General features: G+C 34.5%; 29 protein-coding genes and 2 pseudogenes. All 31 read left to right on the top strand.

The window, feature by feature from the left end; translation table 11 throughout:
* The first annotated feature begins 67 nt into the window (after positions 1-67).
* The 31 genes and pseudogenes from AAIE21_RS05120 to AAIE21_RS04970 all read left to right on the top strand — a co-directional run bounded on the left by AAIE21_RS05120 (position 68) and on the right by AAIE21_RS04970 (position 25,376).
* Positions 68-274 (top strand): hypothetical protein, encoded by a 207-nt coding sequence (locus tag AAIE21_RS05120; protein ID WP_343265744.1) that lies wholly within the window; start codon positions 68-70, stop codon positions 272-274.
* Positions 267-545: a hypothetical protein gene (locus AAIE21_RS05115; protein ID WP_343265743.1), complete on the top strand. Its 279-nt coding sequence runs from the start codon at positions 267-269 to the stop codon at positions 543-545. The genes AAIE21_RS05120 and AAIE21_RS05115 overlap by 8 nt, the downstream gene beginning before the upstream one ends.
* Positions 523-1,071 (top strand): host-nuclease inhibitor Gam family protein, encoded by a 549-nt coding sequence (locus tag AAIE21_RS05110; RefSeq protein ID WP_343265742.1) that lies wholly within the window; start codon positions 523-525, stop codon positions 1,069-1,071. The genes AAIE21_RS05115 and AAIE21_RS05110 overlap by 23 nt, the downstream gene beginning before the upstream one ends.
* Before the next feature lie 5 nt (positions 1,072-1,076).
* Positions 1,077-1,748: an AAA family ATPase gene (locus tag AAIE21_RS05105; protein WP_343265741.1), complete on the top strand. Its 672-nt coding sequence runs from the start codon at positions 1,077-1,079 to the stop codon at positions 1,746-1,748.
* 29 nt (positions 1,749-1,777) lie between these two features.
* Positions 1,778-2,236, top strand: a complete 459-nt coding sequence (locus tag AAIE21_RS05100; protein ID WP_343265740.1) for a DUF669 domain-containing protein — start codon at positions 1,778-1,780, stop codon at positions 2,234-2,236.
* Between the two features lie 71 nt (positions 2,237-2,307).
* Positions 2,308-4,662, top strand: coding sequence for a phage/plasmid primase, P4 family (locus tag AAIE21_RS05095; RefSeq protein WP_343265739.1), 2,355 nt, complete (start codon positions 2,308-2,310; stop codon positions 4,660-4,662).
* 265 nt (positions 4,663-4,927) lie between these two features.
* A complete protein-coding gene (locus AAIE21_RS05090) occupies positions 4,928-5,356 on the top strand; it encodes a hypothetical protein (protein WP_343265738.1) in 429 nt (142 codons plus the stop codon).
* A 2-nt stretch (positions 5,357-5,358) separates the two neighbouring features.
* Positions 5,359-5,898, top strand: a complete 540-nt coding sequence (locus AAIE21_RS05085) for an ERCC4 domain-containing protein (RefSeq protein ID WP_343265737.1) — start codon at positions 5,359-5,361, stop codon at positions 5,896-5,898.
* 73 nt (positions 5,899-5,971) lie between these two features.
* Positions 5,972-6,409 (top strand): hypothetical protein, encoded by a 438-nt coding sequence (locus AAIE21_RS05080; protein WP_343265736.1) that lies wholly within the window; start codon positions 5,972-5,974, stop codon positions 6,407-6,409.
* Positions 6,410-6,494: 85 nt separating this feature from the next.
* Positions 6,495-6,695 (top strand): XtrA/YqaO family protein, encoded by a 201-nt coding sequence (locus AAIE21_RS05075; RefSeq protein ID WP_343265918.1) that lies wholly within the window; start codon positions 6,495-6,497, stop codon positions 6,693-6,695.
* Between the two features lie 101 nt (positions 6,696-6,796).
* A complete protein-coding gene (locus tag AAIE21_RS05070) occupies positions 6,797-7,600 on the top strand; it encodes a spr1630 family ClpXP-sensitive toxin (protein ID WP_343265735.1) in 804 nt (267 codons plus the stop codon).
* Between the two features lie 23 nt (positions 7,601-7,623).
* Entirely contained in the window at positions 7,624-8,808 is a 1,185-nt protein-coding gene (locus AAIE21_RS05065) for a spr1629 family repressor/antitoxin (RefSeq protein ID WP_343265734.1), read from the top strand.
* Positions 8,809-8,909: 101 nt separating this feature from the next.
* Positions 8,910-9,296: a DUF1492 domain-containing protein gene (locus AAIE21_RS05060; RefSeq protein ID WP_343265733.1), complete on the top strand. Its 387-nt coding sequence runs from the start codon at positions 8,910-8,912 to the stop codon at positions 9,294-9,296.
* Positions 9,297-9,463: 167 nt separating this feature from the next.
* Positions 9,464-9,967: a hypothetical protein gene (locus tag AAIE21_RS05055; RefSeq protein ID WP_343265732.1), complete on the top strand. Its 504-nt coding sequence runs from the start codon at positions 9,464-9,466 to the stop codon at positions 9,965-9,967.
* Between the two features lie 193 nt (positions 9,968-10,160).
* Complete coding sequence (locus tag AAIE21_RS05050; RefSeq protein ID WP_343265731.1) at positions 10,161-10,448, top strand: hypothetical protein; 288 nt, start codon at positions 10,161-10,163, stop codon at positions 10,446-10,448.
* Complete coding sequence (locus AAIE21_RS05045; protein WP_343265730.1) at positions 10,445-10,837, top strand: HNH endonuclease; 393 nt, start codon at positions 10,445-10,447, stop codon at positions 10,835-10,837. Before AAIE21_RS05050 ends, AAIE21_RS05045 begins: the two co-directional genes overlap by 4 nt.
* Before the next feature lie 84 nt (positions 10,838-10,921).
* Positions 10,922-11,359, top strand: a complete 438-nt coding sequence (locus AAIE21_RS05040; protein WP_343265729.1) for a P27 family phage terminase small subunit — start codon at positions 10,922-10,924, stop codon at positions 11,357-11,359.
* Positions 11,356-13,077, top strand: coding sequence for a terminase large subunit (locus AAIE21_RS05035; RefSeq protein WP_343265728.1), 1,722 nt, complete (start codon positions 11,356-11,358; stop codon positions 13,075-13,077). Before AAIE21_RS05040 ends, AAIE21_RS05035 begins: the two co-directional genes overlap by 4 nt.
* Before the next feature lie 15 nt (positions 13,078-13,092).
* Positions 13,093-14,298: a phage portal protein gene (locus AAIE21_RS05030; RefSeq protein ID WP_343265727.1), complete on the top strand. Its 1,206-nt coding sequence runs from the start codon at positions 13,093-13,095 to the stop codon at positions 14,296-14,298.
* Positions 14,267-14,845, top strand: coding sequence for an HK97 family phage prohead protease (locus AAIE21_RS05025; RefSeq protein WP_343265726.1), 579 nt, complete (start codon positions 14,267-14,269; stop codon positions 14,843-14,845). Before AAIE21_RS05030 ends, AAIE21_RS05025 begins: the two co-directional genes overlap by 32 nt.
* A 1-nt stretch (position 14,846) precedes the next feature.
* Positions 14,847-16,211, top strand: coding sequence for a phage major capsid protein (locus tag AAIE21_RS05020; RefSeq protein WP_343265725.1), 1,365 nt, complete (start codon positions 14,847-14,849; stop codon positions 16,209-16,211).
* A 1-nt stretch (position 16,212) separates the two neighbouring features.
* Positions 16,213-16,473 carry a head-tail connector protein gene (locus AAIE21_RS05015; protein ID WP_343265724.1) on the top strand — a complete coding sequence of 87 codons (261 nt, stop codon included), beginning with the start codon at positions 16,213-16,215 and terminating at the stop codon, positions 16,471-16,473.
* Complete coding sequence (locus tag AAIE21_RS05010) at positions 16,451-16,786, top strand: hypothetical protein (RefSeq protein WP_343265723.1); 336 nt, start codon at positions 16,451-16,453, stop codon at positions 16,784-16,786. Before AAIE21_RS05015 ends, AAIE21_RS05010 begins: the two co-directional genes overlap by 23 nt.
* Positions 16,776-17,108 (top strand): hypothetical protein, encoded by a 333-nt coding sequence (locus AAIE21_RS05005; RefSeq protein ID WP_343265722.1) that lies wholly within the window; start codon positions 16,776-16,778, stop codon positions 17,106-17,108. Before AAIE21_RS05010 ends, AAIE21_RS05005 begins: the two co-directional genes overlap by 11 nt.
* The gene (locus AAIE21_RS05000; protein ID WP_343265721.1) at positions 17,101-17,478 is read left to right on the top strand and encodes an HK97-gp10 family putative phage morphogenesis protein; all 378 of its coding nucleotides are present in this window, start codon (positions 17,101-17,103) and stop codon (positions 17,476-17,478) included. Before AAIE21_RS05005 ends, AAIE21_RS05000 begins: the two co-directional genes overlap by 8 nt.
* Before the next feature lie 11 nt (positions 17,479-17,489).
* Positions 17,490-18,119 (top strand): phage tail protein, encoded by a 630-nt coding sequence (locus AAIE21_RS04995; protein WP_343265720.1) that lies wholly within the window; start codon positions 17,490-17,492, stop codon positions 18,117-18,119.
* An 11-nt stretch (positions 18,120-18,130) separates the two neighbouring features.
* Positions 18,131-18,517 (top strand): hypothetical protein, encoded by a 387-nt coding sequence (locus AAIE21_RS04990; RefSeq protein ID WP_343265719.1) that lies wholly within the window; start codon positions 18,131-18,133, stop codon positions 18,515-18,517.
* A 243-nt stretch (positions 18,518-18,760) separates the two neighbouring features.
* A pseudogene (locus tag AAIE21_RS04985) lies at positions 18,761-20,305 on the top strand (phage tail tape measure protein); the annotation flags it as partial.
* Between the two features lie 231 nt (positions 20,306-20,536).
* A pseudogene (locus AAIE21_RS04980) lies at positions 20,537-22,273 on the top strand (phage tail tape measure protein); the annotation flags it as partial.
* Positions 22,273-22,956, top strand: a complete 684-nt coding sequence (locus AAIE21_RS04975; protein WP_343265917.1) for a phage tail protein — start codon at positions 22,273-22,275, stop codon at positions 22,954-22,956. The pseudogene AAIE21_RS04980 and the gene AAIE21_RS04975, both read left to right, overlap by 1 nt.
* Positions 22,953-25,376: a phage tail spike protein gene (locus AAIE21_RS04970; RefSeq protein ID WP_343265718.1), complete on the top strand. Its 2,424-nt coding sequence runs from the start codon at positions 22,953-22,955 to the stop codon at positions 25,374-25,376. The genes AAIE21_RS04975 and AAIE21_RS04970 overlap by 4 nt, the downstream gene beginning before the upstream one ends.
* The last annotated feature ends 2 nt before the right edge of the window (positions 25,377-25,378 follow it).

Genomic DNA, 25,378 nt, shown 5'->3' with positions numbered 1-25,378 from the left:
TGATTTAGAAAAACAAAATTCAAAGTCATTATAGCATGAAATTTATTCGTGTAAAGGAGCGTCTTAAATGAATGAGCAATTTGAAGTGAAAACTTCATATTTGGTAATGGTAGGGAAACTGTTTGTCTCTAATGGTCTGTTTATTGCAAACTTCTCTAAAAATATAAATGATGCTACGGAATTTGATTACGATACAGCGAAGGAATTATCTTTCCAATATGGCGGTGTATTCGTTAGAAAAACTGTGGATTATGAAGTGGTGCAAAATGATTAAAAAAATTGAGGAATGTGTACAAGCTGTTCGTTTAGCGCAGGACAATGGCATCTTAGGTGTCTATCACAACCGAATACATGTAAGGTATCAATTATTTAAAGAACTCCTGAATGAGCAAGGAAATCTAGAAGTAGTGAAGCGTGATTGTTCGGAATATCCTTTTGAAGCTACTTTTACAAAAAACGGTTTAACGTATTTTTCCCTTCACACTGAAGAAGAACTAATAAATAAATTTGGAGGTAATATTGATGAACTCATTACAAGCAATTGAATTGGCGGAAGTTGATGAATTACAAGATGCGGAGCGAAAATTTGAAATTAGTGATTTGGAAAGCCTTAACTGGGCATTCCGTAAATTGACTGCACTTAAAGCAGAAGAAAAGAAAGTCACAACGTTAGCAAATGTTGAACGTGATCGTATTGCACAATGGGAACAAAAAGAATTAAAGCCTATCCACGATAGCATTAGTTTCTTTGAAAGCCATATCAGACGTTACCATGCGGAACAACTTGCCACGGATCCAAAGCAGAAAACAATTAGTACACCTTACGGTAAATCTAAAACTCGTAAGAGTAAGGAAACACCGGAACAACAGGATAAGGAGCAGTTACTTCAATACGCTATTGAAAATGAACTTGATGATTGTTTAAAGACAGAAGTGAAGTGGGGTGATTTGAAGAAGAAATTCAAGATTGAAGAAATTAGTGGCGAGAAAGTTGTTGTGGATGAGGATGGTCAAATTGTTCCAGGGGTGACGATTAAACCCGAATCTATTTCTTATAGTGTGGAGGTGTAAACGAAATGGAAATCACAAACGGTGCTGCAATTACCAAAAGTAAAAAGGCAAAAGTCATTATCTATTCAAAACCAGGTAACGGAAAAACAACAGTTGCTGGACTGTTACCAGGAAAAATATTGGTATTTGATATCGATGGGACAAGCCAAGTGTTATCAGGTTATGACAATGTAGATGTAGCTAAAATTGATGGTGAAAACCCACATGATAGCATCCTACAGTTTTACGCACTCGCAAAAGCAAGCAATGGAAAATACGACAACATTTTTATTGATAACCTAACGCATTATCAAAAGTTATGGTTGCTTAAAAAAGGCGAAAAGACAAAAAGCGGTATGCCGGAATTAAAGGACTACGCTTTACTAGATAACCATCTTTTAAAGTTAGTAGAAACATTTAATTCATTAGATGCAAATGTTATTTTCACAGCTTGGGAGACAACAAGAACTATCATTCATGATGATGGTCAGCAATATACACAATTCATTCCAGATATTCGAGATAAGATTGTTAATCACATTATGGGAATTGTTCATGTTGTTGGAAGATTAGTTAAAAAAGCTGATGGTACACGAGGATTCATCTTAGAAGGTGATCAAAGTGTTTATGCCAAGAATCATTTAGATGCACGTCAAGGTTGCGTACAAGAAGAATTAATAGTGTCATCCACAAAATAAATAAAATCAAATAACAGGGAGAGATTATAATGTCATTTTTCAAAATGGATGAAGTAGAAGAAGTAAAAGGTTTTTCATTAATTGAAGTAGGGAATTATGAAGTGGTTGTATTAAATGCGGTTAACGGTTTAACACAAAATAATAAAATTAAATTAACAGTGGATTTTGAAATTCGTTCAGATGTTCCGCAAAATCATCAAGGTCAAAAAGTTCAATATACAACATTTACTTTTGAACATCCAACAGCTAGAGGGATTGCTAAATCATTTTTCTTAGCTTGTGGTTTGCCGAATAATTATAATCCTCAAACTCCTGAGCAAATGGCGAAAGATGTTTTCAATAAACACTTAAACGTTTATATAACGCATGATAAAAAAAATGATGGTCGTGTATTTCCAAAAGTATCGAGTTATAGCACTTCAAAGGTGAACCCACCAATGCAAACAAGTGCACCGGTTACTGTTGGTGATGAAGATTTACCATTCTAAATAACTAAATAGAGAGGTTGGTTTTGCCGACTTCTCTTTTTTATACCCTAAAAAGCTAATTGGAGGGCGAAATGAAAGAAAATCCATACAATTTTAATGAAATTCCTGCTGAGTTAAAAGCCCTTCCTCAATGGATTTTGTGGAGGTTTGAAACCCGAAATAATAAGCCAACAAAAGTACCGTATCAAGTAGATGGTGAAATGGCGCAAGCAAACAATAGAAGCACCTGGTCGACATTTGCAACAGCAGTCAAATTCTATTTAGAAGGTGACTATGATGGCATAGGGTTTGTGTTTAGTAGGCAGGATAACTATATCGGAATTGATATTGATAAGTGTGTTGTAGACGAAAAAACAAATACTTTGGCGACAGAGGTTATCGATACATTAGATAGTTACACAGAATTCTCACCGTCAGGGAAAGGGATTCACATCATCATCAAAGGGAACCTTCCACAATCTGTTTTAGGTACTGGACGGAAAAATACGAAACATGGTTTGGAAATTTACTCATATGGTCGTTTTTTTACCTTTACCGGGAATCGTGAAAATTCTAATGATGTATATGAACGTACGGATGAACTAGCTGAAGTGTTCGAAAAGTATTTTGATGATAGCGATATTCAAGGTCGTGTAAATTTAGCAGAATTTGAGAAAGACGAAATTAAAATTTCAAATGATGCTTTATGGGAAAGAATGTTTCGCAGTAAGAACGGTGATGAAATTCGTTCATTATACAATGGCAGCTTAATCAATGATGATCATTCGGCAAGTGATCTTGCTTTATGTAATCATTTAGCATTTTGGACAGGAAAATCGGCAACTCGAATGGATTCGATGTTTCGTGAAACAAGCCTTATGCGTGACAAATGGGATGTTATTCATTTCAGAGACACGAATGAAACTTATGGCGAAAGAACGATAGCAACCGCTATTTCATCAACTTCCACAACTATTTTAGACAACAAACAGCAATTCGAAGAATTCTCTTTTGATTTCCATAATGGAGATGCAGAAGAGGTTGTGGAGGACAAGCCAAAAAAGAAATTCCGTTTAACAGAGCTTGGAAATGCTGAACGTATCGCATATGAATATGGTCATGTAATCAAATATGTTAGTGACATTGGGTGGTATATATGGGACGGAAAACGGTGGAAATTAGACACTAAAAAAGAAATTGAACGAATTACAGCAAAAGTACTTCGCAGTCTTTATAAATCAGAAGATGAATCTGAAATGAAATGGGCACGGATGTGTGAGCGCAGAAATATTCGAATGAATAGTATTAAAGATTTAATGCCGTTAGTACCAGGAGAGCGTGAAGACTTTGATAGACATAAATATTTGTTCAATGTTGAAAACGGCATTGTAGATTTAAAAACTGGTAAGTTGCAGCAACATGATCGGAATTTACATGTAACTAAAATCACTAATATTGAGTTTGATGAAAATGCGAAATGCCCAGAATGGATTAATTTCTTAGACCAGATTTTCCAGGGAGATAGAGAGTTAGTTGATTACATGCAACGATTAATCGGCTATTCCCTTACTGGAGAAATTACAGAGCAAATAATGGTCTTCCTAATTGGCGGTGGATCCAATGGGAAATCAACCTTTATTAATACGATTAAGGACATTATGGGAGAATACGGAAAACAAGCTAAATCAGATACTTTCATCAAAAAGAAAGAAACTGGTGCCAATAATGACATCGCTAGATTAGTAGGAGCTCGCTTTGTGTCTGCAATCGAAAGTGAAGAGGGTGAACAACTATCAGAAGCTTTTGTAAAGCAAATAACAGGCGGTGAGCCAGTATTGGCTCGATTCCTTAGACAAGAATATTTTGAGTTCATACCAGAGTTTAAAGTCTTCTTTACTACAAATCATAAGCCAGTAATCAAAGGTGTAGATGAAGGGATTTGGAGACGTATCCGTTTAGTTCCATTCAATCTACAGCTTCCAAAAGAAAAACGTGATAAGAAGTTACCGGAGAAATTAAGTATAGAAATGCCAGGTATTCTGAATTGGGCGATTGAGGGTTGCTTGAAGTGGCAGAAGTCTGGATTAAATGATCCTGCAATTGTAATGAAAGCAACAGGTGATTATAAAGAAGAAATGGATATACTTGGCCCATTTATGTTTGAATGTTGTTTCAAAAGAGAAGATGTTCAAATTGAAGCAAAAGAATTATATGAAGTTTATTCCAATTGGTGTTTTAGAAATGGTGAGCATCAATTAAAAAATAGAGCGTTTTATCGAATTTTAGAATCCCAAGGATTAAAGAGAGAACGTGGCAATAGAAATAAGTATTTCATCAAAGGTGTTACTTTAATAGAGCGAAAAAATACTTTTACGCAGCAAAAGTTACTGAAATTCGATGGAAATAGCGAAAGTGTTACTAAAAGTAACACATTTAAAATCACTTAAAACCCTTATGTATCAAGGGTTTAAGGTACTTTTTGTACTCTTTTTGTTACTTTTGTTACTAAAAATATATATAAACAAAAAATAATATATATATAAGTATTCTATTAGGGGGCTTAATGCTCAAAATAGGTAACAAAAGTAACACGAGTACTTCAATCCCTTGTGGCTCTAAGGATAAAGGGTGTTACTAAAAAGTAACACATGCTAAATTTAGGTATTTTTTAGTAACACTTATTAGTAACTTTTGATAACAGAGGTGATAGATTTGCAAGTCTTAGAAATTATAAGTTCAATTTGGAAATTAGGTGCAAATATCTATCTTGATCCGAGTGATAATCGAATTGCGATAAAAAGACAAAATTTAATTCCAACGGAAGTTATGCAAGCTGCTGAACAAAACTTTACAGGAATTGATGCTTGGTTTAAATCTTGGAAAGATGCAAGTGCGGAGAAAATCACAATCATGAAGATCTTTTACCAGTTTTGCGGATGGCAACATAATCAAAAGTTATACGAATGGTTACGTGATGACGAAGGTTCTTTACAGTTGTTTTATGAATGGACAATCGTCCTTGCTAATAACGGATGGAAAGACGTTTATGAAGATTATCGCCAATTTGAAAATGATGAATCGAATGCAATGGCAAGAAAGATATATGGACGGGCGGTTACATATGCAAGGAAAGGAGTATGAGAATGATCCGTTTTCACTATACAGATACAGAAATAAATAAAATCCTTAAAACACTCACAATCGTGGTTGATACTCGTGAAAATGTAAATGGTCATATTCGTGATTATTTAAATCAAAAGGGTATACCAGTAAAACTTCAAAAATTAGATACCGGTGATTATGGATGCATGATTCCAAAAAATGAAGAGTTTGGAATACCACGTGATATTTATTTAGATCGTCGAATAGAAAGAAAAGCTAGTATTGATGAAATTACAGGGAATCTACAAAAGGATACTCAAACAGCGTTTGAAAATGAGTTGATTCGTTCAAAAGATATTCCATTCACTCTAATTGTGGAAGATCCACATGGTTATGAAAAAATATTAAAGGGTGAATATCGCTCGAGATATAATCCGAAGGCATTGCTCGGTAGACTTAATACTTTTAAAGCAAAATATGACTTTGAAATTGTGTATTTAGATAAAAAGCTTGTTGGTAATTGGATATACTATGTCCTTTATTATCATGCAAAACACTATTTGAAAACGGGTGCGTTTTAAAGCTAGAAACGTACAGAAATAATAGGGGAAATTTAGTTCTAATATCAATCTAATACAAAAGGAGTCGGAAGAGATGACAAAGGTAAAATTGAACGTTTTATTCAAGAAAATGCAAAAGGACGATAAAAAGGAAGTTTTAATGTTCCATGTATTAAGTGATGAACTTCCACATGCTGACGATCTATTGAAAATGCCAGGTACAATTGTTCATTTAACTGTGGAGAAAAGTGATGTTGAACCAATTGGAGCTGAATTTGTTTCTATTCAACGTGATAGCAAGAAAACAGTTATTAAACTCAATGTAAAAGGTGATACGAAAGATAAAATTAATAAGCTTTATTCGTTTGCTGGTGAAAATGTTTCTATCATTCTTGAACCTTCTCACATGTCTATTGATGAATTCTATGAGGAATCACATGAAGGTATGGAATACAGCGTTAATTCAGATGGAACAACGGAAGTTGCTCCTGGTCAGTTGAAACTTGTTGATGAAGAAACGATTACTGAATAAATAAATGTCCTGAGCTTCGACTCAGGGGTTCAAAGAGTAATTGGTAAGAATAATTAATTATTTTATTGAGAAGAGGAGTGTTATTTTGAGGAGAAAAGATATTGAAATAAATCCAGGTATAACAAAATTAGAAATAGACATCTTAGATATTTCAAAAGATTGCGTAGTAATTATATCAAATGGAAAAGCAAAAGTGAGAGAGTTACCGATTTACGGTGAATATAGAATTATTACGCATCAAGGAAGAGTTAAAAGAATGAGGCGAGAGGAAGGGGAAGAATTTTAACTTTAATTTTTTGGGGTTTTTATCACTTTTTCTTTAATTTTTTAGAATATGATATATAATTAAGTGTATTACATATTATAAAAAAGAAAGAGGGATAGGAGATGCAAGGGTATACTTTTGATGCAGGGGTAAATCAAGTAATTGTTGATGGAATATTAAATGGTTATAAAAGTTATATTGATGAGCGTAACGAAAAACAAAGAACAATGCTAATTAGTGATGCATATGCATGGGTGAAAGGGAATCATATTGATGATCAAACAGCTAGAGAGTGTGCAAAGGTAGGCATTGAGTATGCCAAAGCGAAAGCTGGTTATACTTGGGGGTATTTACAGTTCTCAGATTCTGAGGACAAGAGTATGTTTATTGTTAAAAATGCAAAGTATTTTAATGAAGAGAATTTTCCAGGTGGCAAGGGGATTAATGGAAAGAAAAGACGTAAGACAAACGATGAAAACTATTTGAAAAAATTATCTAGAATAAATCATAATATTATCTTCCCAGAAGCTCGAACACTGTTTACAGGAGAGGAAGAGAATATAGAATTTTTATCGATCTTTGATGATAATACTTTAAAAGCATTAGAGGATACTGATGTAAAGAAAATGCAAGAAGAGTATAACAAATTTTATATTGTTACTTATGAAATTGATGAAGCGTTTATGATTTCCAAGATATTGCTTTGGATGCCGAATCCAAATGACGAGAAAGCATATTTAATTGACGATTTAACGGAATTAATTAATAATAGCTCAGTGGACTTTGATGATATAGATATCACGGTTTTAGAAAGTGATGAACTAGATTATAATTACGATTCACCTGCAGCTGTTGATTTTGATATTTTCCACGAAGAAGAGCTGGATCGAGAACAAACAAATAACGATGATGATAGTCAAAGTTAGGATTATATAGGAGGTAGATATACATGTTTGTTGGTACAAATTTGACCAACATTCGAATTCTCCATGGCTATACAAGGAAACAACTGTCCGAAATGTTGGATATTACAGAACAAGCTGTTTGGCAATATGAGAACGGGTATATGTCTCCTAAGTTAGAGGTTATTAATAAAATGAAAAATATCTTTGGGGTAAAAAGTAAATATTTTTACTCTGAAGATATCCTTACTAAAAATGGAAATACGAATGTACAGCAATGTCATATTGCATATAGAGCGGAAGTAATGAACAGTGCTCAAAAAAATCAAAGTGAAGCGAAAAATATTGAGTATCTTAACTCATTTTTAAAAATTATTGAAAAAAAATTGTATTATCCTCCAAATGAAATAGTCATTTTAAGAGATAAGATTATTGAATATCTTAATAATTCAAGTGAAGAGCGAAAGATAAAAATTGAGAAAGCGGCTGGTATAGCTAGAGAATTTTTAAATATAGGGAATAAAAGTAATATAAACTTATTATTTATGCTTGAAAAAAAAGGTGCATTTATCTTTGAAAAAGCTATAGGGGAAAAAATAGATGCTTATAGCTTGTGGTCAGAAGATGAACGCCCTTTTATTATGTTGGGAAATTTGAAAAAGTCTGCTGCTAGAAGAAATTTTGATTTAGCTCATGAATTAGGACACTTATTGTTACATTATAAAGTTGAATTTTCTTTATTAGACAATAAATCACATAGAGAGTATGAACAAGAAGCAAATTTATTTGCTGGAGCATTTTTATTACCTGAAAAAGAGTTTACTGAGGATTTTAGTATGCTCATCAAAAAGTCATCCCCTGATTCCTACATTGATTTAAAAAAGAAGTGGGTTGTATCAATTCAAGCGATGGCATATCGAGCACATTCACTTGGTTTACTTGATTATCAAAAGTATAGATATTTTAACATTAAATTAAATAGACAAGGGTATAAAGTAAGAGAGCCTCTTGATGATGAGATAAAAGTTATGAAACCTGGTAAGGTGAAGAGTATTTTACAACTCTTATTTGATAGAAAATATTTATCATTAGGAGCGCTTTTAGATTTACTTATGGTTGATGTTGAATTTTTATCCAATCTTTTAGGAATAGAAATGGAGTTCTTTGAGAAATACCAAAATGAATTAGCAAAAGAATTTACGATTTCAGATCTTAATTTAAAAGTAAATTAAGGAGTCCGACCAGCCTTCTGGAGGACACAAGATGTACGTATTAAGCGTATGTCTTGTGTCCTTTTTGTTTGGGTAGAGAAATGAAAGAGGTGAATCACAATTTGTTTAATTGGCTGAAAGACTATCAAAAATTAGAAGAAGACATTGCTTATTTAGAATACAACTTAGAACAAACAGAAGCTGAATTAAAACGCTGGATCATTGGTGATTTGCGAGATGTGCGTTTAACTGCTGAATCAGAAGGTGCGAAAGTAGAGAATCGTATTGAAGCAATTGAATATGAATTAGCTCATAAGATGAATGCCATGTATGACTTAAAGAATTTAGTTAACAAGTTCAAGGGATTGGATAATCAAATACTTAAAATGAAATACATTAATGGTATGACATTAGAACAAATAGCTTACGATTTAAATTATAGTCCAAACTATATTAAACGTAAGCATGCTGAAATAAGGAAGATAATAAAGTTTGTAGATGCTTTATAAGGTTACTTTTAGGAAAGTTCCTCTTTAGGTAACGAACCTATTGAAAAAATGATTTATAGTAATAACATAAGAGATTGACGAAAGGGAAACGGGTGCACGGTTGCTCTTTTATTGTGTAGGATATTCCCCTTTTTTGTCGAATAGATAGAGGGAAGGGGGAGATGATATTGAACGATAGTGAAAATGTAATAAAGCAAATTAATGAGTTTTTGGAATCTGATGAAGAGAAGATTATGTTAATTAAAGGAACAAACGATTATAAAAAGCATTCTTTGGCGTTAGAAATGATAAATCAAAATAAAAACCTAAAAAGAGGTTTATTCAGAACTCATAGATTAAAAAGTGTTCCGGACTTTTTCCAGCAAGCGAAACTTGAAGTTCCTCGTAGTATAGGGGAATCAGCAGGTGAATCGTATTTAGTAGGGAATACAACTTTTTATTTTGATTCATTTAACGAGAAGACATGGGGAAAAACACCTAATGAATTAGATTTCGCTTTGATTTATCCTATAGAAATATTGAAAAGTGATTTAAAAAAGAAGTTCCTCCAAAATATTATTGAAGGAAAAACTATAAAGAAAGTATTTATGGTCTCTAATATAGATAATAGAGGAGAGTATGAATGGGTAGATGAATGTGTAAATAGAACTATTGAATTCAATGTTAAATAAGTTAAATGGATATAGGGTGAAAGCATTCCATATGGAGTGCTTTTTATTATGTGAAAAATTACAAGGTGGTAATGAAATGTATTATTGTCTGAGCTTTTTTGGTGGATTCATGGTTTGTTTGGTAATCATGATTCAATTCCTCAAAGCAAAGGAAGTTAAAGAATTAGATTAATAAATGAAGGAGTGACCAGAAATGATTGTAGAAACTAGAAGAACTGTATCTGGTACTGAGTATTGGGATAACGAAGAAAAGCGAAGTCTATTTGTTCCGATTGGTGAAGAACCAGGATTCGAAGTAACTGAAAATCCTAAGAGCATAGTTGTTAAGTTTGCTAGTGACAAAGTGGTTGATGTTAAAGTCAAAGAACCATCTTTAGATGATATGACAGTGAAAGAGTTACGTGCTTATGCTACTGAGTTAGGCATTGAGATTCCTAAAGATGTTACAAAGAAAGATGACATCATTGCTTTATTATCATGAAATACTGTGACTTCAACGGCTGTCATATCAAGATAAACAAAGGTCGTTATTGTGAGGAACATAAGCGCAACAAACCAAGGAAGAAGAAAGATAAGAAGAACATTTACCATCACGAGAACAAACCATTCTACAGAACAGACCAATGGAAGTATGTTAGGTCTCAAGTATATGAACGAGAGAGAGGATACTGTCAACGATGTGGAAGATTCGTCTTTGGTCGGAGTGCTCATGTTCATCACATCATACCAATTAAACAAGATGAAACACTTAAATTAGAAATAAATAACTTAATGCTACTTTGTCCAAAATGTCATATCAAAGAAGAAAATGAAGATAAACCGAAAAAGGTTTTTCCAAGTTATTTTGAAAGCCCCCCTGTCAAAAAATAAAATTTTTGGTTTGGGAAGGATAGGTAGCGTAGGGGGCATTTCTTTCGTTAGACAAAAATTTTTAAAAATAAAGGGGGGTGTGAAATGTCTACGAAAAAAGAGCGTCAAAAAATGGTTGCCGAAAAAACAGAAGCTGAAAAAAATCGGATATTAAAAATTATGCGTGACGCAGATATTTACACCCTTACTTTAGATCCGTTAATTGAAAGCTATCTTGATATTTTTGAAATCTATCAAACTATGTACATTGAATGGAAAGAAAAAGGGTTTCCAGCAATGCAGCAACATACAAATAAAGCTGGTGCTACAAATAATTCAAAGCATCCATTAGCGCAGCAAGTAGAAACCTGGTCTGATAAGAAAACAAAAGCATTGGATTTATTGGGACTTACTAATAAATCTAAACCAGGTAAATTCGTCACCGGGGGTTCTACTGTCGGAAAAAATGAAGAGGTAGAAAAACCTAAAGCTGTAGTTAGTGAATTAGATAAACATCGTGCAAAATGGCGTGGTGCGAAATGATTGAACGTGGCGTTAATTATGCAGATATTTATGCAAAACAAGTAAGAAAGAATCCTAAAAAATATCCCGATACTATCAAAGCAATGGTAGATCGTTATTATAAATGGAAAAAGCGTAAAGATATTTGGTTCGATGTAGACCGTGCAAATGAAATGATGGATTGGGTTGAAACATTTGTCCGTCATACTAAAGGTAATTTGGCTGGACAACCTTTCATCCTGGAGGATTGGGAAAAATTCGCTTACTCATGGATATATGGCTGGGTTCACAAGAATGAGCAAGGTAAAGTTGTTCGTGTTACTCGTGAAGCTTATATCCAAGTTCCTAAGAAAAATGGTAAAACTTTAATCGGTGTTGGTGCTCTAGGTTATGCGATGTACGGTGAAGGAGTACTAAGTGCCGATTGTTATTGTTGTGCGAGTGATTTTAACCAGGCACAATATGCAGCAAAGCCATTTGCAGCAACAATTATGAACCATGATGTATTGATGGAATGCTCACACATTTATAAAGGGCCAAAAGGAACGATTTCTAGTGTAACATATGATTATATTCGTGATGATTTAGCTTATCAAAACCAATTTATTGTAATGAGTAAAAACATTCAATCCATTGAAGGTTCCAATCCACATTTCATTCTAAACGATGAGCTTCATGCTCAAGAAAATATGGATCAGTACGACAACTTTAAATCGGCACAAATCTCACGTGATGAACCAATTATGTTTAATATCAGTACAGCTGGTAAAGGTTCTTCATCGGTTGGTATGCGAGTATATCGTGAAGCAAAAGAAGTATTGAAACGTGATGATAATGATTCAAGTTTTGTCATGATTTATGAACCGAATAAAAATTATGACTGGACAGATCGTAATGTTTGGGCCATGGTTAATCCGAATATTGGTGTTTCTGTAACGATGAGTGCACTTGAAACAGAATTCATCTCAGCATCACGTTCAGCGCATAAAAAAGCTGAATTTCTGTCTAAACATTTGAATGTATTCGTAAATGGAGCCGAAAATTTCTTTGAACAAGGGCAAGTTGAACATGTTCTTGTGGATGACCTGGGCGATTTAACAGGTGAAACATGTTATTTAGGTTTAGACTTATCGAAAACAACCGATTTAACATGTGTAAGTTTGAATTTCCCTACTCATGATGAAGAAGGACGTTCAATATTAAAGGTTAAGCAAATGTATTTTGTGCCGAATGAAGATATTGAGCATCGGGAAAAAGAAGATAATGTTCCATATACGGATTTAGTCGAACGTGGATTTGTTACTTTTTGTGATGGGAAAATGATAGATCAAGATCAGGTCATGGAATATATCGTAGAATGTATGAATTTATATGATGTACAACAAATAAACTATGATCCAGCGATGTCACAAAAGTTAATTGAAAAACTTGAGAATCTTGGACTTGAATGTATCGCTGTAAATCAGTATCCGAATGTTATGAATGCAATGGTTGATGATTCAGAAATACTAATATATGAACAACGTTTAATTACTGACAATCCATTGTTTGTATATTGTGCCCTAAACGTAGTAGTAATAACAAATATCAACGGAATGAAAGCCCCAAGTAAGCGACAGTCCAAAAAGAAAATTGATGGATTTGTTGCTTTTTTAGTTGCTCATAAAGAAACCATGATGGTTATGGATAACATAACAGAAGAGGGCATGGATGATTTGATTAGTGAAATTTATAGATAGAAAGAAGGTGAGAAAATGGGTTTACGGGATAGGTTCTCTAACTTTTTGTACAAACAGATTGAAAAACGTGGCTGGTTTGAAGATATTTTTAATAATACCATCCGTTATGGCGGAAGATATGTGAGTGATTCAAATATCTTAGAATCTAGTGATGTTTATGAGTTATTACAGGATATTAGTAACCAAATGATGCTAGCTGAAATTATTGTGGAGGACAAAGAGGGTAAGGAAGTTAAAGATGATTCGACTCTTAAAGTTTTAAAGAATCCTAACAACTATCTAACACGATCTGAATTCATTAAATTAATGACAAATAACTACTTGCTTCAAGGTGAAGTCTTTCCTGTATTAGACGGAGATCAATTACATCTGGCGTCCAATGTTTATACAGAACTGGATGATAGGTTAATAGAGCATTTTAAAGTTGGTGGGGAAGAAATACCATCATTTATGATTCGCCATGTAAAAAATATTGGCACAGATCATTTAAAAGGGAAAGGTATTCTTGATTTAGGGAAAGACACGCTTGAAGGTGTTATGTCAGCTGAAAAGGTCTTAACAGATAAGTATAAAAAAGGTGGGCTATTGGCATTCATATTACAACTAGACGCTCATATCAATCCACAAAATGGTGCTCAATCAAAACTTATTAAAGCAATTTTAGACCAATTAGAATCGATTGATGAATCAAGGTCTGTAAAAATGATTCCTCTTGGTAAGGGGTACAGTATTGAAACTCTTGAAAGTCCAATTGATGATCAAAAGACCTTGGATTATTTAAATGTGTATAAAAAAGATTTAGGTAAATTCCTAGGAATCAATGTAGATACATACACAGCTTTAATCAAAGAAGACCTTGAAAAAGCGATGATGTATTTGCATAACAAAGCAGTCAAACCGATAATGAGAAATTTTGAAGACCATTTGAGTCTTCTTTTTTTCGGAAAAAATTCGGACAAACGTATTAAATTCAAGATTAATATTCTTGATTTTGTTACTTATAGCATGAAAACAAACATTGCTTACAACATTGTTCGTACTGGTATTACATCCCCGGATAATGTAGCAGATATGCTTGGATTCCCTATGCAAAATACACCAGAATCACAAGCAATCTATATTTCAAATGACTTAACTGAAATTGGCCAGAAAAATGCTACAGATGATTCATTGAAGGGAGGTGATGGAAATGGCAAAGAAAAAGGAAACAAGGACATTTGACATCACCAAATTAAATACCAGGGATGCTACAGAAGAAAAGCCTTCTATGATAACTGGTTATGCAGCTGTGTTTAATTCAAAAACATCTATTGGTGGTTGGTTTGATGAAGTTATCGAACCAGGGGCGTTTGCTCGTTCACTTTCTGAAAATGGAGATATCAGAGCGTTATTTAATCATAATTGGGATAACGTTCTTGGTAGAACAAAAAGTGGTACATTGCGATTAGAAGAAGATGAAAAGGGACTGAAATTTGAAGTTGAATTACCTAACACTTCTACTGGCCGTGATTTAGCAGAAAGTATGTCCAGGGGTGATATTAATCAATGTTCATTTGGATTTTGGGTAACGGAAGAAGAATGGGATTACAATGTTGAACCAGCATTGAGGACCATTAAAGAAGTAGAACTCTATGAAATATCAGTTGTTTCTATACCGGCTTATGACGATACTGAAGCGTCTTTAGTTCGTGGTAAAGAGATTGGTAAAGAAGTAGAACAACGAATGAAAATGATTAAACAAATAAATAAACTTTTGGGGGAAAATTAAAATGAATAAACAATTATTATTAGCTCTACAAAAACGAAATAAAGAAAGATTAACAGAGTTACGTACAAAGGTAGAAAATCCAGAATTACGTGCTGAGGATTTAACAGCTATTCAGGAAGAGATTGATGAAATTAACAAGCAATTACAAGAAGTTGCTGATCAATTAGCAAACCTCGAAGATGAAGGAGAAGGTGACGAAGGATCCGGTGAAGATTCTTCAGAAGGTGATGAAGGTGGAACTGGTGATGAAGGTTCAGGGGAAGGTGAAGGGCGTTCTGGTAATCCAGGAGAAGGCGAACACCGAACAGGTTTAACACCAGAGCAACGAAATGCAGCAATGACAGCTATTAAATCCGGTCTTTCTACTCGGGGACATAAAACTACTAAAGTGAAAGAAAAAGAAATTCGTTCAGCATTTGCTAATTTTGTAGTTGGTAAAATTTCCGAAGCTGAAGCACGTTCACTTGGTATTGAAGCAGGGAATGGTTCAGTAACTGTACCAGAAGTAATTGCTTCTGAAATTATCACGTATGCCCAGGAAGAAAACTTATTACGTAAATACGGAACAGTTGTTAAAACCGCTGGGGATGTAAAATATCCTGTTTTAGTTAAAAAAGCAGATGCAAACGTACGTAAAAAAGAACGTGCAGCAGGTGATGAAATCACAGAAACAGCAATTGAATTTGATGAAATTCTATTAAGTCCAGCTGAATTTGATGCACTTGCCACTGTAACGAAAAAACTTCTTAAAATGACAGGTGCTCCAATCGAACAAATCGTTGTGGATGAGCTGAAAAAGGCTTATGTACGCAAAGAAACAAACTACATGTTTAATGGTAACGATGTTGGCAACGAAAACCCTGGTGCATTAGCGAAGAAGGCTGTTAAGTATTATGAATCAGAAGCAATTGATATTAATGCCGCTGGATATTCTCAGAAACTATATCAACAATTAGTGAAATTAAAAGGACAACCAGTTACAGAAGTGTTGAAAAAGTCTATGTGGATTGTAAACCGTGCAGCGTTAACTGTTTTAGAAGGAATGACAGATACAACAGGTCGGCCATTGTTATATCAAACTCCAGATGGTGTTGGTTATAAATTACTTGGTCATAATTTAGATTTTACTGATGCAGCAAATAGTACTGATCCAACAAAACCAGTATTCTATTTTGGTGATTTCAAAGCCTTCCACATTCAAGATGTTATTGGAGCAATGGAATTACAAAAATTAATTGAGAAGTTTAGCGGAACAAATAAAGTTGGTTTCCAAATCTACAACTTATTAGATGGTCAATTAGTTTATTCACCATTTGAGCCAGCTGTTTATCGTTATGAAGTTGGTGAGAAAAAGCCAGGTGCTTAATATGGATGATTTAATTGAGAAATTAAAAGGTCATATTCATTGGGAAGAGGGCATGGATAATTCTATGCTTTCTTTTTATATCGAACAAGGTCAACGATATGTAAAAAAAGCATGTGGAAGAGAAGTGGAGTACCTGGTCATTATGTGTGCAGGTATTTTTTATGAATATCGTGTGGCAGAAAAAGAATTAGAACAGGCACTTGATGCATTGACACCTTTCTTTATCCAGGAGGTTTATGATGCCGAAGAGACAGACGAATAAGTTAAAATGGTTGGCTTATTTATTAAAGCTGGGTGAAACAATTGATCCAGAAACAGACCGAGTTGTAATGGGATATCCGTTTGAACGAAATATTCGTTATAACAACATTGGTGTCACGGTTACTGATAAACACTTTAGTCGCCAAGATGGAAATGAAATCATGAAGAAAATTGAAGTTCGTTTAGATCGAGAAATTGAAGAGAATCAAAAAGATTATCGTATCAAAATTAAAGATACGATTTACAACATTGATAGAGTTTATGTCCGTGAAAATGAACGGATTATGGAGTTGAATTTATCTTATGCAAATTAACTTTCAGCAATTAAGAGCAATCATGAAGCAATCTGGTATTCCAGTTTTTCGTGACAATGCTCCAACCACAGCAAAATATCCTTATATTGTGTATGAATTCGTGAATGAACAGCATAAGAGGGCTTCTAATAAGGTTTTAAAGTCAATGCCTTTATATCAAATTGCAGTTATTACAAATGGTACTGAAGCAGATTATGAGCCACTAAAGGCTGTTTTTAATGACGCTGGTGTTTCTTATGCTCAATTCGAAGGAATGCCTTATGACGAAAATGACGACACTATCACACAATTTATAACGTATGTGAGGTGTATCGATGGCTAGTAATCATAATGGATTCGCTGATGCTTTGGAAGATATAAATACATTGTTGCGAGTAAATAAACAAGTAAGTATGGACGTATTGGAAGAAGCAGCTAAGTATTTTGCAGCTGAATTAAAAAAGCGTATTAAACTTTCAAATAAAAATAAGCAAACACATTTGAAAAATAGTTTGAAAGTTGTTATGAAGGGTGACCATGTTTCTGTGGAATTTGAGGATAAAGCTTGGTATTGGTACTTAGCTGAACATGGTCATAAAAAAGCAAATGGAAAAGGCCGTGTGAAAGGTTTGCATTTTGCTCAAAACACGTTTGATGCAGAAGGCGACAAGATAGCAGACATTTTGGCTCAAGAAATAATTGATAGAATGTGAGGATGATATAAATGCCAATTGAAAATAAAGAAATTCAGTATTCCGTAGGTATTGAGGACTTATTTATTTGTATGCTAGAAGGTGATGAGACAACAGATGCACTTCCTATATACGATGAAAAAATTTATAAGCAAACAAATATTTCAGATTTAACAATTTCTACAACATCCACAAGCTTTACAAAATGGGCATCCAATAAAAAAATCATTAACATTACAAAGAATACAGCATTTGGTTTAGCATTTAACCTTGCTGGTTTAAATCGTGAAGTTAGAGATAAAATTTTTGGAAAAGTACGTACCAAAGGTGTTTCTTTTGAAACTGCAAAAGCGAGAGAATATCCAAAGTTTGCAGTAGGTGCTATTTTCCCACTTAACGATGGAACAAAGCTGGCTCGTTGGTATCCAAAATGTACTGTTGCACCAATAGAAGAATCTTGGAAAACACAAAATGAAGAAATGACTGTGGATGACATTGCATACACAATTACAGCTGATCCATTACTATTTAATGATGTTACACAAGCGGAATTAGATACTGGTGATGCTACTGCAGCAGGAATTAAAATTGAAGATTTTATGAAGCAAGTTATTTGTGATGAGTCACAATTAGCAACGCTTGGTGGAACTACAGGACAGTAAGGAGTGGTAATATGGCACGTTTAAGTGATTTAGTTAATGTTGATATAAATAGAAATACTATCAAGATACAGAAGGCTGAAATCCCTGTTATTTTTACAATGGAGTCATTTCCTTATCTTGAAGAAGCATATGGAAAGCCGTATCATGAGTTCCAAAAAGAAATGAATGATATGTTAAAAACAGGAACTGTTACGATGGGGAAGAACGAAACTAGATTGATGTATATATTGATTTATTCAATGGTAAGAAGCGGTGGAACAGAGTGTACGCTTAATGAAATTAAGGGTTCTATTCCTTTAAATGATTTACCTGATATCTTTCAAGCTGTATTTGATATATTTAATAATCAAGATTTTCAAGCCGAAGATATGGAGAAGCTGAAGCAAGAAAAAAAGTAAAAAATATACTGACAAAAAATGAAGAATCTCAGTCCGAATTGGACTGGGATTTTTATTTTTATGTTGGTAATACATTGCTCGGTTTAAGCATGGATGATTTTTGGAAAATCACTCCTAATCATTTTTTGAAACAATTTATCATGCATCTTCGATACACCAATCCTGATGCATTAAATGAAGTTAAACCAAAGCAAATTTACACGCTAGATCAAACGCCATTCTTGTAAAAAGTGAGGTGAGAAAATGGCAAATAAAGAAAGAAACGTTGTCCTCAATTTTAAGATGGATGGTCAGGTTCAATATGCTAATACATTGAAGCAAATTAACATGGTAATGAACAATGCCGCTAAAGAGTATAAAAACCATATTGCAGCAATGGGGCAAGATGCTACGATGACCGATAAACTTCGTGCTGAGAAGAAAAAGCTGGAGATTCAAATGGAAGCCGCAAAGAAAAGAACAGCTATGTTGCGTGCTGAATATGAAGCAATGTCCAGGGATACTAATACTACAGCTGAACAACTTAATAAAATGTATGGAAAGCTACTTGATGCAGAGCGTGCTGAAACTTCTTTAGATAATGCAATGAGAAGAGTTACAGAAGGTCTTTCACAGCAGGCAATTGAAGCCAGAGAAGCACGTGAGGATTTGGACAAGTTACAAGAGAATACTAAGAAACTTGAAGCGGAGCAAAAGAATTTAAGTAGTTCTTTCAAACTTCAAAATGCTGAATTAGGTGCAAATGCTAGTGAAGCGGAGAAATTGGAATTAGCACAAAGGCAGCTCCGTCAACAGATGGAATTAACTGATAGGACAGTTGATAACTTAGAGCGTCAATTAAGTGCAGCAAAGCGTGTATATGGTGAGAATTCAGCAGAAGTTCAACAACTTGAAGCGAAGCTGAATCAAGCAAAAACTACATTAAAGCAATTTGAAAACTCACTTCAAGATGTTGGTCGAAGTGGAGATCAGGCTGCTGATGGTATGGCAGAAATCGGGAAGAAGCTAGATTTAAACAATCTTATGGAAGCTACTGACGTACTACAAGGCATGTCAGAAAAACTGATTGAACTTGGTAAAGGTGCAGTTGGTATAGCAATAGATTTTGATAGTTCACAAAGGAAAATCCAGGCTTCTTTAGGTTTAACAGAAAAAGGAGCAGAAAACCTTGGTAAGATTGCAAAAGATACTTGGAAAAATGGATTCGGTGATTCATTAGAAGATGTAGATACAGCTTTAATAAAAGTCTATCAAAATATGCGTGACGTTCCACATGAAGAATTACAAGGTGCATCAGAAAATGTTTTAACACTTGCAAAGCTATATGATGTGGATTTAAATGAAGCAACTCGTGGTGCTGGGCAATTAATGAGTCAGTTTGGTTTATCTACACAAGAAACATTTGATTTACTTGCTGCAGGTGCTCAAGAAGGACTTAACTATTCAGATGAGTTGTTTGACAACCTTTCAGAATATGCACCACTCTTTAAACAAGCAGGATTCAGTGCTGATGAGATGTTTACCATTCTGGCAAATGGAACTAAAAGTGGATCATATAATCTCGATTACATCAATGACCTTGTGAAAGAATTCGGTATTCGTGTGCAAGACGGATCAAAGGGTGTAACTGAGGGGTTTGGTGAATTATCAGAAGAGACACAAAAAGTATGGGAGTCTTTTAACCAAGGAAAAGGTACAGCGGCTGCTGTATTTAATGCTGTTTTAGGTGATTTACGAAAAATGGACGACAAAGTAAAGGCCAATCAAATTGGTGTAGCTTTATTCGGTAGATTCTAAATTGTGCCGAATTAAAATTGCGGTATTAAGCAAGAAGGGTGAGAATCCTAACTTGAACCGAAGGCTATACAAAGTATAGTCAGGGGCAGAGCATAGAGGGTGAAAAGATATAATCCCTCCACGAGACCGCAACACTTTATAAGTGAAAACATATGCCGAACTTACAGGAAATGAACTGTAAGAAGTAAAGGATAAAAAGCCTTTACGATAACAAAACTGACAAAATGGGAAGACATGGGTGCTGAAGCTGTATTAAGTCTCAATGATGTGAACGGTGGTCTTGGAGATGTAAATGGACGTATGGAGGAAATGAAAAAACTCCAAGAAGAATCACTAGGTCAGCAATTTCAAAAGGCACTGAGAGAAACACAAGCAGCATTTGAACCGCTTGGAAAGCAACTCGCTGAGTTAGCGCAAACTATTTTACCACCATTAGTTGAAGGGATTAAATCAGTAATGGATTGGTTTTCAAAATTACCAGAACCAGTGCAGAATTTCACTTTTATTTTGCTAGGATTAATTGCTGTAGTTGGTACTTTAGCACCTATTATTGCTGCTGTAGCAGTATCATGCATAGCACTAGGTACAACTTTAGGAACTGTCATGCTTGTTATTGCTGGAGTATCAGCGGTAATAGCAGGAGTTATTTGGGCTATACAAAATTGGGGTGCCATAACCGATTGGCTTTCTGAAAAATGGTCTCAATTTAAGGAGTGGTTTGGTGAATTGTGGTCAAATTTAGTTCAAGCCTGTATCGATGGATGGTCTTCCACAGTTGATTATTTTTCAGAAGCCTGGGCTTCTTTTTTAGAAATGTGTCATTCATTTTTTGACCCAATAGGTCAATTTTTTAGCGATTTGTGGTCTGGAATTGTCGAAATAGCATCTTCTTGGTGGTCGAATCTTGTCACGACTGCATCTGAATTGTGGGGGCAACTGACTCAAGCCTGGTCTGATACATGGAATACCATTCTCACAGTCTTAGACCCTGTTATTTCGTTAATTTCAACCGTTCTACAAGCTGGATGGCTACTTATCCAAGCTGGTACACAAATTGCTTGGGCTGCGATATCTAAATATATAATTGATCCAATAACGGATGCATATAATTGGGTAAGTGGAAAAATTGGTGAATTAGTTACCTGGTTAGGCGGAAAATATGAAGAAGCAAAATCAGCCACATTAGCAGCTTGGTCTTTGGTGAAACAATATATTATTGATCCAGTAACCCAGGCATATAACTGGTGCAAAGAAAAATTCGGTGACTTGGTAAATTGGACGAAAACTCACTGGGAATCTATCAAATCCGCCACGCTTTCAGCCTGGAATACAACGAAACAGTATATTATTGATCCAATTCGAGATGCGTATAACAGTGTCAGAGAAAAATTCCAAGAAATCTATAATAGCGCAAAAGAGAAATTTGATTCTGTAAAAAATACTGCTAAGGAAAAATTTGATGCAGCTAAACGTAATATTATTGATCCGATAAAAGAAGCCGTAGAAACGGTGAAAGGTTGGATTGATAAAATCAAGGGATTCTTTAGTGATCTTAAATTAAAAATTCCAAAGCCTGAAATGCCTAAAATGCCACATTTCAGCTTGCAAACTAGCACAAAATCAATTTTAGGAAAAGATATTACTTATCCATCAGGAATCGATGTGAAATGGAATGCAAAAGGTGGTATTTTCACTAGACCTACTATCTTTGGAATGAACGGTGGACGTTTGCAAGGTGCTGGTGAAGCAGGACCAGAGGGTGTTTTACCTCTAAATAAAAAGACATTAGGTGCGATTGGTGAAGGTATTGCAGCAACTATGAAGAGTGAACCAACTATAGTAAATATCAATAATCCCGTGGTAAGAAATGACCGTGATATTGATCGTATGTTTGAAAAAGCTGATGAATGGTTTTCTCAGCGTGGACGTAATTTAAATGTGGGGGTAGGGAGACAATGATATTAGATATTAGAATAGATGATTCATTGGCTAGTGATTACCAATTAGGCTTAGTTGGACGTCCTAATATCCCTACTGCTAAAAGAAAGATTGAACAAATAGATATCCCTGGTCGTGATGGGGCATTAACTAAAAAGGGTGGTTATGAAGATGTCTCTTATAAAATTAAATTCAATTTATTAGAAGAGGAAAATATAAAACCACTACTTCGTCGAATAAAAGTATGGCTCATGAATGGGAAAACACTTTATTTTACTGATGATAATGTGTACCGGAAAATTAAACATGTTGAAATTGGTGATATTGTTAACGAAATTGAAGAACATGGAGAATTTGAAGTTGATTTTACGCTAGATCCTTTTGAATATGCAGAGGATGAAAACTTTACAATTTACAAACCAGGCCTAATTTACAATCCTGGGACAATTGAATCACTTCCGAAATTGTGGATTGTTGCGAAGGGTACCGTGAACATAACCATAAATGATATTACATTCCAGGTTAAAGACATTGCTAGTTCTGTAGTGGTGGATTCCGAAATTTTAGAAGCTTATATAGGAACGGTGCCATTCAATCACAAAATGATTGGTGAATTTCCAAAGTTCCAAGTTGGTAGTAATAAAATCGAGTGGTCAGGAGCAATTGAATCTATAACAATTAAACCAAGGTGGAGATATTTATGATTACATTATACAAACCAAATGAAACAGATTTTACACATAATGGCCTTGGGGTATTAGATGCAAATATTTATGAAGCTGAAGTTGAAGAAATACTCAATGGATTGTATTCATTTACTTTCTATTATCCGTTGTTTGCTCCTCACGGATTAGAAATAGAGGGAATGTGTATTGTAAAAGCCAATACTCCTGACGGAGATCAGTTATTTCGAATAGCTACACCAACAATCAGCATGGGAGAAATAAGAGTACAGTGCTATCATATTTTTTATGATTTAACGGAAAATTTAATTGAAGATATATTTATTCAGACTACAAATGGAAATGGAGCAATGAGTCGTCTGTCCGCAGGATGCCAATATAAGCATCCTTTTACTTTTTATTCAGATATACCATCCATTGCAAACGCACGTATTGTAAGAAAGAATCCAGTTGAAGCTATTTTAGATGATAGTCAAGACAATGCCTTTATCAATCGCTGGGGCGGCGAATTAAAACGGGATAATTTTGATGTAAAAATGTTAAAAAATCGTGGAATGGATCGTGGTGTTGTTATTCAACATAAAAAGAATCTATTAGGTTATGAAGGGAATGTGGATTGGAAAAGTCCTGTTACTCGTATCATGCCTAAAGGATTTGATGGGTTACTTTTACCAGAAAAATATGTGGATAGTCCACTTATTAATAAATACCCACATCCTAAGATAGCTGTCATTGAATTCTCTCATATTAAAGCAGCAGTTGGTGAGAATGCAAAGGATGATGATGCTGTACCATTGGAAGAAGCATATAAACTTTTACGTCAAGCGGCTAAAGAAATGTATGATATACAACACGTAGATCAACCAAAAGCCACATATAAAGTTGAATTTCAAGAGTTATCACAAACTGAGGAATATAAAGATTATGCAGTATTACAACGGGTGTGGATGGGTGACACTGTTACGGTCAAACACATTGAAGATGGGATTGATATTAAAGCTAAAGTTATATCGTATAAGTATGATCCGATAAAAAAAGAATACAAAAGTATCACAATAGGAAATTATAAAAAATCGTTTACTGATGTAGCTGGTAAAGTGGATCAAATGGAAAAAGAGATGTCAAACATGCCAAATGATATTTTAAATGCGGCAAAAGAACATGCAACGAATCTTATTAATAGTGGTTTTGGTGGGCATGTTCGTATTCATCCAGACAGAATTTTAATTATGGATACAAAAGATGAAATGACTGCTTCTAAGGTTTGGCAATGGAATATCAATGGATTAGGTTATTCTTCCACAGGGGTGAATGGCCCATACGGAACAGCAATAACCAAAGATGGACGCATTGTTGCTGATTTCATTACTGCTGGAACACTTAGTGGTAATCGGATTCAAGGTGGAGAAATAAGTGGTTCTACTTTAAGAACATCTGATGGTACAAACTATGTGCATCTTTCAAAGCAATTTATACGTCTTTACGAATCAAATCAAGTACGAGCATTTTTAGGGTATTACTATAATAGACATGGCATATTACAACCAACTTTGTTGTTAGGAGCTGACGCAAATGCCTCAGCAAGTGATGCGTTAATGCTTGCGCTTAATGATAGAGAAGATGGAAAGAAAACAGCGAGTTTAGGTATAACACGTGGGTTTTCTGATTTTCCGACGGTGTATTATCCAGCGGCATTGCATTTGGATCAACAGGGGGACGCATCAATATATGCAGAAGAAACCATTGATTTGAATGCTAAAAACTTCGATATGTATTTAACGTCTGGAAATAATATGCAAGTAAAAGCTAAGAATAACATTGACCTTAATTCTATGAATGGAAATATGTATTTTAAATGTGCTCAAGATTTTTATTTTTCAAAGGGAGCGAAACGAATATTAAGTCTTGGACTTTCATCAGCTGGAGAAACTGACCTTGTGTTTCAAAGTATTTTATTACGAAACTCAAGCACAACTGACAGTACTTATCTACAAGTAAGGAGTGGACTAGGAACCTACTGGAATGGTGTTATGGCATCGGACTTTAAAGTTTCTTCTCAGAAAAAATACAAGACGAACATTCGTGATATGAACAATGCATTAGACGAAGTGATGAATTGGGATATTAAACAATACAATCTCAAAATAGATATGGAAAAGCTTTATGAAATGCGTATGAACCGACAAGAAAATGATCCGGTTATAACAACAAATGATATCCCAACGTATTACGGTATAGTCATTCCAAATGAATCGGAAGAAACGGGTAAAAGTGTATATTCTATGATTTCTCAATTAGCAAAAGGTTTTCAAGAGTATGTAACTGATACAGATGCTAGAATCAAAGAATTAGAGCCGATACAACCTAAAGGGAACATTAGACATAGAAACAGACCAAAACGTATCAGAAAACCGTCTAGACGTCTTAGAAAAGGGGGTTGATA

The organism is Paenibacillus sp. 102, from assembly GCF_039549175.1.
Taxonomy (GTDB): Bacteria; Bacillota; Bacilli; order Bacillales; family Bacillaceae_G; genus Bacillus_A.
This window is presented reverse-complemented; position numbering and strand designations above follow the sequence as displayed.